Origin of the sequence: Vreelandella hamiltonii (assembly GCF_014651775.1) — a bacterium.
Lineage (GTDB): Bacteria > Pseudomonadota > Gammaproteobacteria > Pseudomonadales > Halomonadaceae > Vreelandella > Vreelandella hamiltonii.
This window is the reverse complement of the sequence record NZ_BMXN01000042.1, coordinates 1-11,883: the sequence shown is the minus strand read 5'-3', so window position 1 is coordinate 11,883 and position 11,883 is coordinate 1. Positions and strand designations below refer to the sequence as shown.

General features: G+C 52.2%; 10 protein-coding genes. All 10 read right to left on the bottom strand.

From position 1 onward, the window contains the following. Positions 1-40 precede the first annotated feature (40 nt). On the bottom strand, positions 41-2,536 hold the full coding sequence (locus IE091_RS17995; protein ID WP_189464283.1) for a glycosyltransferase: 2,496 nt from the start codon (positions 2,534-2,536) through the stop codon (positions 41-43). Between the two features lie 132 nt (positions 2,537-2,668). After that, complete coding sequence (gene wecC, locus IE091_RS17990; protein ID WP_189464282.1) at positions 2,669-3,949, bottom strand: UDP-N-acetyl-D-mannosamine dehydrogenase; 1,281 nt, start codon at positions 3,947-3,949, stop codon at positions 2,669-2,671. 156 nt (positions 3,950-4,105) lie between these two features. Further along, positions 4,106-5,221, bottom strand: coding sequence for a non-hydrolyzing UDP-N-acetylglucosamine 2-epimerase (gene wecB, locus IE091_RS17985; RefSeq protein WP_096923255.1), 1,116 nt, complete (start codon positions 5,219-5,221; stop codon positions 4,106-4,108). Positions 5,222-5,241: 20 nt separating this feature from the next. Then, entirely contained in the window at positions 5,242-5,535 is a 294-nt protein-coding gene (locus tag IE091_RS17980) for a hypothetical protein (RefSeq protein WP_096923256.1), read from the bottom strand. Positions 5,536-5,598: 63 nt separating this feature from the next. After that, a complete protein-coding gene (locus IE091_RS17975; RefSeq protein ID WP_096923257.1) occupies positions 5,599-6,522 on the bottom strand; it encodes a hypothetical protein in 924 nt (307 codons plus the stop codon). 41 nt (positions 6,523-6,563) lie between these two features. Further along, positions 6,564-8,726 carry a coiled-coil domain-containing protein gene (locus tag IE091_RS17970; RefSeq protein WP_096923258.1) on the bottom strand — a complete coding sequence of 721 codons (2,163 nt, stop codon included), beginning with the start codon at positions 8,724-8,726 and terminating at the stop codon, positions 6,564-6,566. Positions 8,727-8,767: 41 nt separating this feature from the next. Further along, positions 8,768-9,316: a dTDP-4-dehydrorhamnose 3,5-epimerase gene (gene rfbC, locus IE091_RS17965; protein WP_096923259.1), complete on the bottom strand. Its 549-nt coding sequence runs from the start codon at positions 9,314-9,316 to the stop codon at positions 8,768-8,770. Between the two features lie 68 nt (positions 9,317-9,384). After that, positions 9,385-10,281, bottom strand: a complete 897-nt coding sequence (gene rfbA / locus IE091_RS17960) for a glucose-1-phosphate thymidylyltransferase RfbA (RefSeq protein ID WP_189464281.1) — start codon at positions 10,279-10,281, stop codon at positions 9,385-9,387. Positions 10,282-10,388: 107 nt separating this feature from the next. After that, entirely contained in the window at positions 10,389-11,285 is an 897-nt protein-coding gene (gene rfbD, locus IE091_RS17955) for a dTDP-4-dehydrorhamnose reductase (RefSeq protein WP_096923261.1), read from the bottom strand. A 50-nt stretch (positions 11,286-11,335) separates the two neighbouring features. After that, entirely contained in the window at positions 11,336-11,701 is a 366-nt protein-coding gene (locus tag IE091_RS17950) for a GxxExxY protein (protein WP_096923262.1), read from the bottom strand. Positions 11,702-11,883 lie beyond the last annotated feature (182 nt).

Below are 11,883 nucleotides of genomic sequence, written 5' to 3'. Positions count from 1 at the left end.
ATGTTGGGCATGGCACTGTCTGGGTGAATGGCGATAATGGCTATATTGCCATGCAGGTCAGTGGGTTAGAAGTGCTTCCGGGGGCCGGTCTCACGGATTCAGGTATTTGATTAAAATAAGGCCCATCTCCCACTAATAGAAGCCTAAAATCAATGTTTGGTTGCTTTTTGTGAATAAGCTCACAAGCGTCAATTAAATCATCTAAGCCTTCATAATCTTGGAATGAACCAATATAGCCAATTACTGGAATATCCGGGGTGATATCTAGCTCTTTAAGTAAAGTAGGTGATTTACCGCATGGTACAAATTTTTCTGGATTTGTACAGTTTGGTAGTATATGAATTTTATTCTCATTCACGCCCCGACTTATTAGCTCATTTTTCATTGCTCCTGTTAGGGTAAAAACAATATCTGCTTTTATTGCAGTCATAGTTTCTAGGTGCCGAATTTTTTCTGTTTCGTATTTTCTTTGCGGTGCCGTTTCACGAGACTCATGCACAATTTCCCACAAGCCAGAAACTTCATAAACGAAAGGCAAATTATTCTTTTTTGCTGCAATCAACGCTGGTAAAGCAATCTGATAGGTTGATCTACCATGAATATATCCTGGCTGTTCTTGTTCAATAACTTTTTCAAAGACATCAATACAGTCAAGCATATAGCTTGCTTCGTCTTTTAATCGAGCAGATTTACATGCTGTTTTGGTGTAAACAAGGCCATCTACATCTACACTTATTGATTCTTCCTTTATATCTTTTTTAACGTCATACGGGAAATTTGGCCTTGTATAAGGTTTCACATCTAAACCACGATTGACTAGCGCACTAGCAAGACCGTGTGCTCTGGTAGCGTAACCACCAGAAAAATAAGGTAACGAGCTATGGAGAAAATAAACAGATTTAGTACTTTTTATACTTTCGTTTTTAACTACTGACTCACAAGTCTCATAGTACTCTTTGTAAACCTCTAAATAAGAAGCGCTTTTTTTTCTAATGAGCTCAACCTCATTCCCTAGTTTCTCATGGCCGTCACACAAATCAACCACACGATCATATTTCTGAGCTGCAAAGAGCGCCTTAACATAAAATTTAAAAGAAAAACGACAACTTCCTTGAAGGAAAGCAAATTTAGCTAAAGCTAAAGAATTAGTTATATTACCATTCTTCAGCTCGACGCAAGAAAGCTCCCTTAGCCATTTCTCTTCTTCAAGCAGAAGTTGACTTCCTTTATTGTTAGTCAACATATCAAATGCGATTTCAATATCACTTGGTTTATTTTTCGATTCTACAGATGAACATCCGAATGAATTTAGCATTGGTTTAATTTTATATTTAAACTCATAAGCATAGCGCTTATCATCATTATATTTACCACAATATAATTGTGGAAGCATTGCAGCAATTTTAACCGAAAGATCCCCCTCTTTAAAAGCAACTGCATTAGCAGCAATATCATCTATAGCTTCTTCACAATAAGATGGCACTAATACAGGTATATTACAACTTGATGCCTCAATGAATTTTGTTGGTTGAACTATTCTACACACAGGAAGATTTTTACGTGGCATAACAACCAAATCAACCAAGGAATAGTACTCTTGTATTAACTCATGACTGATGCGACCAACTTGAATCAACCAGGGTTCTAATGACAAAACTTGAGCATTTGTAACAACATTTGTTATAGCTTGATCGTCACCTACAAGTAATAACTTTATTCTAAATCCTTTTTCATGGAGCTGTTTGCACGAAACAACAAGTTCATCTATTCCTTCATACTCATTAAAACTACCAATATAGCCTACTACTTTGTCACCCTCTTCAATGCCCAGACGTTTTTTCAGCGCGGGGTTGGCAGGCTTGATCTCGGGAAGCTTTGTGACTCCGTTGGGCACAATGGCGATGTTTTCTGCTGTTACACCGCGTTTTACCAGCTCCTCTTTCATGGGCTGGTTGAGGGTGAATACCTTTTGCGCCTGTTTTGCTACAAACGCATCACGTTCGGCTTCTTTACGGAAGGCGGCGCTGTTTTCATACTCGGGTTCGCGGGCGGCACGTGAAAGCTCCCAAAAACCGCGTACCTCGTTATAGAACGGTAGGCCCAAGCGCTTGGCAGCCACCCAGGCGGGCAGGCCCACTGCATGGTTGGAAGCGGCCAATACCGCGCTGGGGCGGTACACCCTGAATAACTCTATGTACTTATTTATGCTCTCTTCTAACAGCGGCTTGCCGCTTTTTGGGGAAGCATCGTTTTGCCAACGTGTATGAATGTAGCGCACGCCTTCAATGGTGGTTTCCGGTACTACGTTGCTTTCTGTGTTTAGCTCCCACGGCCTACCGGGGCGCACAAAGCAGAGCGTTTCAAACCCGTGCTGGTTCAGTGCGTGGGCAATGCCTTGGGTTCTAATCGCATAGCCGTTGCTGGCGTAACTTTGCCCATGGCTAACCATGTAGGCAATTCTTCCTTGAATGGGCGCATTGATTGGCTGCGCGGGTGTGTCCGCAAGCTTGGAGGCGTGTGAAAGCAACTCGTCCATGGAGATCCAGAAATAGGTAAATAGTGAGAGAACAATCGTAAAGAGTGAGGAGTGAATGGTGAGGGGGAAGTGATGAGCCTATGGACTAATGCTGTGGCCCTGCGGAACTCCCCCTCACTTTTAAGTGGGCTATTAGCCCAGTAAGCCTACGGCGTCGATGACGCTCTCTTTCTCGCGTACTTTCTCTACGTTTTTGATAAACGATTTGTGCTTCACGAGTACGCACACTACGTCTGCTTGTGTCAGCGCTTCTTCCAGCGTTTTTAGTTCTACATTGGGCTGTTGCAGTGTTTTAGGCAGCGCTTCGATGTTGGGCTCGACTACCTGCAAACGGCAGCCCAGGGCGGCTACTTGTTCGGCAATACCCAAGGCGGGGCTTTCACGCAGGTCGTCGATATCGGGTTTGAAGGCAACGCCTAAGCAGGCCACGGTCAGCTCGCTGCGCTTGGCTTCGGGGTTTTGCTGGTGGTAGCTGTCCAGGGCCTCTTTAACCCGCGCCAGCACCCACTGGGGTTTGGCATCGTTGACTTCACGCGCAGCGCGTACAATTTTGGCCTGTTCTGGGCAGGCATCCACAATGAACCAGGGGTCTACGGCAATGCAGTGGCCGCCTACGCCTGCGCCGGGGGTCAGAATATTCACCCGTGGGTGGCGGTTGGCTAGCGCAATCAGTTCCCACACGTTGATGTCCAGCTCGTGGCAAATGGTGGAAAGCTCATTGGCAAATGCAATATTCACATCGCGGAAGCTGTTTTCGGTCAGTTTGGCCATTTCCGCCGTGCGGGCGGTGGTCGGTACGCACTCGCCTTCGACCACGATGCCATACAAGGCACAGGCGGCTTCGGCGCACTTGGGGGTCATACCGCCAATCACGCGGTCGTTTTCCACGAGCTCACGAATCACATGGCCGGGCAACACACGCTCGGGGCAGTGGGCAATGCGGATATCCGAGGCTTCGCCGTGGGTTTGCGGGAAGGTGAGGTCTGGCCGGGCTTCTGCTAGCCATGCGGCCATTTGCTCGGTGGCACCAATGGGGCTGGTGGATTCCAGCACCACGAGGTTGCCTGGCTCTAACACGGCGGCGATGGATTTGGCGGCAGCTTCGATGTAGCTCAGGTCGGCTTTGTGGTTCTGGCCGTGCTCATCGGTGTGGAACGGGGTGGGTACTGCCACCATGAACGCATCGGCGGGTTCGGGTTTTGTGGTGGCACGCAGGTAACCTTCGGTGACGGCAGCGTGTACCACCATATCCAGCTCGGGCTCGACAATGTGAATTTGGCCGCTGTTGATGGTGTCTACGGCGTGCTGGTTGACATCCACACCAATGACTTTTTTCTTGCGTGACGCAAATACTGCCGCGGTAGGGAGACCAATGTAGCCCAAACCGATCATGGAGATAGTATCGAATTTCATGTTCATGCTCTTAGAAGGAGTAAAATTAGTGAGCCACGGAAGACACTGACAACACGGATAAGTACTTATACGGATAGGTACTTATACAAATTGGTACTCTTTCATTTATCCGTGTCATCCGTGTTATTTCGTGGCATGACAACGCTAGTGCGCGTATTACTTCGCCAAGATGTCGCGAATACGTTGGCAAGCGTTACCGTCGCCGTAGGGGTTGTGGGCGTAGCTCATGGCGTTATAGGCCTGCTCATCGGTGAGCAGTGTGTTCAGCGCGCGGGTGATGGCGGCGACATCGGTACCTACCAGTTTCACGGTTCCGGCTTCTACCGCTTCAGGGCGCTCGGTGGTATCGCGCATGACCAGCACGGGCTTGCCTAATGAGGGCGCTTCTTCTTGAATACCGCCAGAGTCCGTCAGGATAATGTGCGCCTGGTTCATCAAGTACACAAACGGCAGGTAGTCTTGCGGCTCTACCAGGTGTACGTTGCTCACATCGGCTAACAGCCGGTTTACCGGTTCGCGCACGTTGGGGTTCAGGTGTACGGGGTAGAGAATTTGCGTTTCGGGATGCGCTTTTGCGGTTTCCGCCAGGGCTTGGCAAATGCGTTCGAACCCGCCGCCAAAGCTTTCACGGCGGTGGCCGGTCACTAGAATCAGTTTCTTGCTGGCATCCAGCATGGGAAAGCGTTTGGCCTGTTCTGCGGCAAGCTCCGGCTGGCTCTTGAGCTTTTCAACGACTTCCAGCAGCGCATCGATCACCGTGTTGCCCGTTACGTGAATGGTGGCAGGGTCGATGCCTTCTTCCAGCAGGTTCTGCCTGGAGGTACTGGTGGGCGCAAAGTGCACGGCGGCCAGTGCGCCGGTTAACTTGCGGTTGCCCTCTTCCGGCCAGGGCGAATACAGGTTGCCCGTGCGCAGGCCTGCTTCTACATGGCCTACGGGAATTTGCTGGTAGTAGCACGCCAATGTGGTGGCAAAGGTGGTGGCCGTATCGCCATGCACTAACACGATATCCGGCTTGAACTCTTCAAGAACACTCTTTAACCCTTGCAGAATGCCGCAGGTCACATCATTCAGGTCTTGCCCTGGCTTCATGATGTTGAGGTCGTAGTCGGGCGTCAGCTCGAATAGTTCCAGTACCTGATCCAGCATTTCGCGGTGCTGTGCCGTAACACACACTTTCGCTTCAAAACGCGTGTCTTCCGCTAACTGCAGTGCCAGCGGGGCCATTTTGATGGCTTCAGGGCGTGTACCAAACACGGTTAAAACTTTCATCGGTGTTCCCTATTCCTTGCCTATGGTGTGGCGGTTTCCAACAGTTGATATTCCAGCTCTTGGCAGCGGCGGTAGTAGTGTTCAAGCAGGCTTTGGGTTTCTGCCAGCTGTCTAGATTCCGCAGGCGAGCCCGCAAGCACTTGTTTATGTTCAGGTTCGCCTTTTATACGCTGCTCACACAAAGCAATATTAGCGCTGAAAAAGGCGCTATCATAAAGCGTTGCTGCTTTCTGGTACAGGTTTAAGGCTTCCTGATAGTTCCCCTCGCGGAAGCTTTTAGAGGCGCTGGCCACAATTCGCTGTGTCACATCCATTCCCTTATGTTCTCTGTTGCTTATGTCCATTCGTATCGTCGTGAGAGACTTTGCCGCCCCGCGTTAAAGGTCCGTGGTACGCCGTGTAATATGCTGGCCCAAGGCATTGGCAACCTCTTTGATAAACGTGTGCTGCTCGTCAAATTTTTTATTTATATCTTTATGCAATTCCATGAGTGCAGCATGCAGCGCTTTTTGTTGTGCCAATTCGGCCTGCAAAGCGTCGAGCTTTTGCTGTTGTTCGGCACACTGTGCTTTCAGCGCTTCACGCTCTTGCTGCCACTGCGTTTGCTGAGCTAACCACTCCTGCTGTTCGTTATGCCCTGCCTCGATGGCCACTTGGGCAGCCTTGAGCTGCTTGGCCAGCTTGGCCGCGCGCTGTGCCTGCTCTTGCCAGCGGTCGTAGAACGGGTGGCGGGTTAGCTGAAGCAGGGGCAGGTCCGGGTCGTCTTCGCGGGTTACTTGAAGCTCGAAGCCTTCTTCCAGGCACCAATTGAGGATTTCCTCGGTTTCCGGCATGCCTTGGTACAGCGGTACGCCCCCTACTCTTAACCACAGCTCGCTGAGTTGCTTGTAGCCGGCGTGCGCTTTCAGCGCTTGCAGTAGCGGCCATACCAGTTCTGGCTGTTCGACCACTATGGTGCTGGGCTGGTTTTCCAGTTCATTCAGTAGATCGGCGACCCCCATGAGCGGCTGGGGGGTGCTGTCTACCAGCTCTAGCCCTGGGTAAAGGGTGTAAAGCCCAGAGGCGGGTTGGCTGGCGTTGAACTCCGGCAGGTTGAAGGCGTAGTACGGTTGTTCACCGCTGGTCTCCGCCAGTTTTTTTACTTGCTGCACGGCTTGTGGGAACAAACCCTGTACTTCCAGCCACTGCTCGCTATTCGCGGTGGGCGTAATGAACTGGGCACTTTCTGCCGGGCCAAGCGCTTCCAGCAGCGTTAGCGTGTCGGGCCGCAGAGGCCCCAGGTACAGTAATTGAATGCTCATGAGGGGTCACTTCTATGCGTGGGCATTGGGCAGCGTGGTATTCAAGGCTGGGCGGGGGCTGGCAACTGCTGCTGGGGCCTGGCGGGCAAGCGCTCTTCATGCTGCCCATAGCGCAGGTAGTGAAGCAGCGGGTTTTGCCCAGAAATCGCTACGTCTGCGTATTCACACAGGTAGAAGTAAGTATCGAACTTGTCGCTGGGGTTGCGCCCTTCGGTGGCACCAAACTTGAGGTAGTGTTCAGCGGGTTCCATGCCGGAAGTTTTGACATCCGGGTACTGTTCACAATACCACTGGGCATCGAAGAAGCTGCTTTGCTGGATGGTGGCTACCTGTTGCGGTAGCGCACGCTTGAAGGGGCGGCTATAGCGGTAGGCGGCAGCGGCATTGCGGTGCCCACTGGCGCGCAGCCACTGGGTAACGCTTTCGTACTGGTGCTGCATGAGCTGCTGTTCTTGCTTGAGCACATTGATGGTTTTCTGACGGCTGTCGGCCTGCTTTTTGTAGTGCTGGGCATTTTCGGTGGTCTTTACTAGCTGCTCTTGCACTTCATGAAGCTGAGCCACGATGAGCTGCTGCTCTTGCTGCAGCTGCTGGTATTTCACATTGGCCTGCGCGTCTTTTTTCTCTGCTTGCTTCACCGCTTTTTGATGCGCTTGAGTGAGCTTGTCCAGGCTTTGCTGGGCGGTTTGATGCTGTTTTTGCAAGGTTTGCAGGGTGTCTTGCAGCTGCTGCTTGTCCTGGGCTTCCAGGCGGAACTGCTCTTGGGTTTGATGCAGCTGTTCGATCAACAACGCCTGCTCTTGCAGTAACTGCTCTTTGCGATGCTGCGCTTGTTGCTGCGCCTTGGCGGCATTTTCTTCCGCTTGTTCCAGTTCGGCCTGGTGTGCAGCCGCCAACGCGTTGGCTTCTTGCTGCGCTTGTGCCAATTGCTGTTCGACCTGTTGCAGGGCCTCTTGGCTGGCCTGGCTCAGCGCTTTGTAGGCATCTTGCTGTGCCTGGGCGGCCTTGGTTTGCTCTGCCAGCTGCTTTTCCAACGCTTGCTGGGCTTTTTTATGGTCGCCTTTTAGCTGGCTCAGTTCGGCTTTGCGCTCATCCAGCCGAGCTTGTTGCGATTTGGTTTTCTTTCTTAACCAGTTGAGCTTGGTTTCTTTTTCTTCCAGGTCGGCCTGTTGTGCCTGGTTGGCCAGAATGTTCTCTTCCAGCGCTTCTTGCACTTTCATGAGCTGTTCTAGCAGCGCCGCATTTTCTTGCTCTACGCCGTAAGTGTGATCTTGCAGCTTGGCCAGTTCGTTGGCTTTGCGCGTGGCGGCTTGCTGCTGTTCGTCCAGCTGCTGGCGCAGCTGGGTGTTGGTGGCCTGCTGCTCTGTCAGTTGGCTGGCCAGGGTGTCTTTGGCGTGTTCGGTTTCCAGCAGCTGGGCGCTTTTTTCTGATAGGCGCTGGGTGGTTTCTTCCAGGCGCTTTTGGGTTGCGTCGTGCTTGGCTTGGGTATCGTTGCATTGCTGCTGCAGCGTGGCCAGCTGTTCGCCAAGCTGGCTGTTTTCCTGCTGCGCGTGGCTTAGCTCTGCCTGGGCACTCTCTGTCGTGGCTTTGAGCGTGTCGCGTTGCTGGTGCTCGTGCGCCAACTGTTGCAGGCTTTGCTCGACTACGTCGACGGCGGGCTGCTGCCAGTTCGCTACGTGGCCGCTGCTGGCTTTCAGGTAGCTGTAGGCTTGTTGCAGCAGGCTGTCTTCCTGGGTGAGCTGATGCGCCATTAGCCGGTAGAGAGGTGCTGTTTGCGCCAGCGTGAGCTGGGCCACCCATGGCAGCAGGGCCACAGTGGCGACGTTGGGCAGGTACCCTTCCAGCGTCACCTGTTTACGCTTGCGCTTATAGAGTTTTACCAATAGGTCGGCCTGATAGCTCCATTGCCACAGTGCTTCTTTAGGCCGATTGGCGTGCTGCAAGCTGGCGGCTAACCAGGCGCTGGGGTGCGGCCATGCAATGGTGCAGGTGCGCTCTGCATCGCTTTTTAGCCAGTGCTCCAGAGCTGAGAGGGCTTCTTCCGTGAAGACGCTAAGAAGTAAAGCGGGCTGCCCTTCCGTCGTGTCGTGGGAGAAGCCAGTGGCGATATCGCCTAGCGTAACGGCATGGGCGGGCTCTGCGCTGGCGTCTCCCTCTCGCGTATCGCGAAATTTTTCGGTTCCGATATATACGGCTAAGGACATTGTCTGGGCAGCTCCATTCACTTCTTTGATAGTCATTTGATTTACTTGAACTGGGGGGCTTCGTGCAGGCTGAGCCCTTGAGCATCTTTGTTGGATAGGGTGGGTCGTTGGTGTTCGCTCAGCGGCCATGTAATCGCTAGGCTTGGGTCGTCCCAACGGATCGACACTTCATCGCCGGGGGCGTAATAGTCGGTGCATTTGTATTGAAATTCGGCTTCATCACTCGTGACGTAAAAGCCGTGTGCAAACCCTGGTGGTACCCACAGCATTTGCTTGTTGTCAGCACTTAAATGGACGCCTACCCACTGGCCAAAGGTGGCCGAGCTTGCGCGCATGTCCACCGCTACATCGAACACTTCACCTTGCGTAACGCGTACCAGCTTGCCTTGGGGCTGCTGATGTTGGTAGTGCAACCCGCGTAAAATGCCGTGTTTGGATTTGCTGTGGTTGTCTTGCACGAACTGGTAAGGGCCGCAGTGTGTTTCAAATTCGCTTTGACGAAAGGTTTCCATGAAGAAACCGCGCTCATCCCCAAACACTTGCGGGGTGAGCAGCACCACCTCAGGAATGGCGAGTTTTTCGTACTTCATAAATAGCTCGTAAGGCGTGAATCGTTAGGTGTGAGGTGCCATTCAAGTACCACAAGGTTCCTTACCTCTTACCCTTTACCTTTTACTTTTAAAAGGCGCTGGAGGTATTGGCCGTATTGGGTTTTGGCTAGGGGCTTGGCGAGCTCGGCTAGCTGTTCGCTGGTGATCCAGCCTTGCTGCCAGGCAATTTCCTCCAGGCAGGCGATTTTCAGGCCTTGGCGGTGCTCAATGGTTTGTACGTATTGGCTGGCTTCCAAGAGGCTATCGTGGGTGCCGGTGTCTAACCAGGCGAAGCCTCGGCCCAGGCGCTCTACGCGTAAATCGCCGCGTTGCAGGTAGGCGTTATTCACGCTGGTAATTTCTAGCTCGCCACGTTCTGAGGGCTTGACCTGCTTGGCAATCTCGACCACATCTTTGTCGTAGAAGTAGAGCCCGGTGACCGCATAAGCGGATTTGGGCTTTTTGGGCTTCTCTTCGATGGAGATGGCTTTGCCTGTTTCATCAAACTCCACCACGCCAAAGCGTTCAGGGTCTTTGACCAGATAGCCAAATACGGTGGCACCGCTGGTGTGTGCGCTGGCTCGCTTTAGCTGATCAGAGAAGTGTTGGCCGTGGAAGATGTTGTCGCCTAGTACCAGGCATACCGGGCTTTCGCCGATGAAGCGCTCCCCGATGATGAAGGCTTGTGCCAGGCCATCGGGGCTTGGCTGTTCGGCATATTCGAAGCGCAAGCCGAAATCATCGCCACTGCCCAGCAGGTTTTGGTATTGAGGCAGGTCTTCAGGGGTAGAGATGATGAGAATATCGCGGATGCCCGCCAGCATCAGTACCGAGATCGGGTAGTAGATCATCGGCTTGTCGTAGATGGGCAGCAATTGTTTGGAAACGCCCCGAGTAATGGGGTGCAGGCGTGTGCCTGAACCACCGGCAAGAATGATGCCTTTTCTGGGTGTGGTTTGACTCATTGGGGTCTCTTTGTTCATTTTTAGCCACGAATGTTCACTGATAGCACGGATGACATCAAAAGAAACAATAAATAAAAACTTTCCGCTTTTTCAGTGCGTTCCGTGGCTTAGTAATGTTCCAGATGCTCTTGAAGCGTGAGCGCCAGCTGGCTTTGCCACGTAGGCAGGGTGATGCCTAGTGCCCGCTCTATTTTGCTCAGCGACAGGCGTGAGTTTAACGGGCGCTGGGCGGGTGTTGGGTACTGAGCCGTGGTGATGCCGTGGGTATTATCAGGTGTAATGGCCAGGGCTAACTGCCGCTGGGAGGCCTGTTTGAAAATTTCGCTGGCGAGGCCATGCCAGCTGGTTTTGCCCTGCGTGGCCAGATGGTAAACCCCTGATGGGATGTGAGGGGTCAAACGTGAGGCGTGAGGGGTGAAGGCCAACGCGGTGATTTGGGCGATCAAGCGTGCTGGCGTGGGCGCGCCTATTTGGTCGTTGACGATGTTGAGCGTTTCGCGCTTGTAGCCCAGGCGCAGCATGGTTTTCATGAAGTTGTTGCCCCGGGCGGCGTATACCCAACTGGTGCGGAAAATCAGGTGGTGTGCACCACTTTGAGTCACCGCTTCATCCCCTTCTAGCTTGGTTTGCCCGTAAATGCTTAGAGGGCCGGTGGGGCTATCCTCTTGCCACGGGGTTTCGCCGTTGCCGGGGTAAACGTAATCGGTTGAATAGTGGACTAGCGCGATGCCCTGCTGGGCGGCATAGGCGGCTAGCTGTGCGGGTAACTCGGCATTCAGGCGTTTGGCTTGTTCCGGCTCGCTTTCGGCTTTGTCTACCGCGGTGTAGGCGGCGGCATTCAGAATCAAGGCAGGTTGGTGCTTTGCAAGATACTCATCCACAGCGTGAGCATTGGTTAAATCAAGCGCCTGCCGTGAGGGGGCCAAGATGTTGCCGAACGGGGCAAACTGGCGCTGCAGCTCAAAGCCCACTTGGCCGTTGCCGCCGGTGATGAAAATGTTCATGGTGAATCCTTTTTTGCCACGGACACTCACGGAAAACACGGATAAAAACATTAAACAACGATACGTTTGATCAGTGTTTTTGGAAATGTGAAATTAATGAGCAGTCCTACAGGTAAGTTAGTGGCACGAAGATAATTTATGAGTTGCGGTTCAGCGGCTGGAGGCAAGTTTTTCTGCGCTTTCAACTCTAGAATAATTTTACCTTCTACCAACAGATCGAGCCGGTGCTCCCCTACCAGGCACTGTTTGTAGTAGATATTGACAGGCTTTTCAGCCTCCACATATAGACCGGCAGATTGCAGCTCAATGAACAATGCTTTTTGATAGATGCTTTCCAGAAAACCGGGGCCAAGCTGCCTGCTGACTTCAAAAACAGCTCCCCTGATTCGATATGTTAGCGCTTCTTCCTTGAGCATGTGCATCTCTTGTTAGCAACCACGGAAGCTCACTACAAACACAGATAAGATCAAAAGCAATTAATTAAAAAACCATAGTAACTATTCAGCACCGGTTGGCTGAGTCGGGGCTTCTTGCTGCATGAAGGCTGGCACCTCCCCCGCAAACAGTTGCTCCAGTGCGGTATGCGCCGCCACCCCTT

Excerpts from the sequence above, each read along its gene's own strand:
- IE091_RS17995 (WP_189464283.1), bottom strand. The coding sequence starts at position 2,536 with ATGGACGAGTTGCTTTCACACGCCTCCAAGCTTGCGGACACACCCGCG.
- wecC (WP_189464282.1), bottom strand. The coding sequence starts at position 3,949 with ATGAAATTCGATACTATCTCCATGATCGGTTTGGGCTACATTGGTCTC.
- wecB (WP_096923255.1), bottom strand. The coding sequence starts at position 5,221 with ATGAAAGTTTTAACCGTGTTTGGTACACGCCCTGAAGCCATCAAAATG.
- IE091_RS17980 (WP_096923256.1), bottom strand. The coding sequence starts at position 5,535 with ATGGATGTGACACAGCGAATTGTGGCCAGCGCCTCTAAAAGCTTCCGC.
- IE091_RS17975 (WP_096923257.1), bottom strand. The coding sequence starts at position 6,522 with ATGAGCATTCAATTACTGTACCTGGGGCCTCTGCGGCCCGACACGCTA.
- IE091_RS17970 (WP_096923258.1), bottom strand. The coding sequence starts at position 8,726 with ATGTCCTTAGCCGTATATATCGGAACCGAAAAATTTCGCGATACGCGA.
- rfbC (WP_096923259.1), bottom strand. The coding sequence starts at position 9,316 with ATGAAGTACGAAAAACTCGCCATTCCTGAGGTGGTGCTGCTCACCCCG.
- rfbA (WP_189464281.1), bottom strand. The coding sequence starts at position 10,281 with ATGAGTCAAACCACACCCAGAAAAGGCATCATTCTTGCCGGTGGTTCA.
- rfbD (WP_096923261.1), bottom strand. The coding sequence starts at position 11,285 with ATGAACATTTTCATCACCGGCGGCAACGGCCAAGTGGGCTTTGAGCTG.
- IE091_RS17950 (WP_096923262.1), bottom strand. The coding sequence starts at position 11,701 with ATGCTCAAGGAAGAAGCGCTAACATATCGAATCAGGGGAGCTGTTTTT.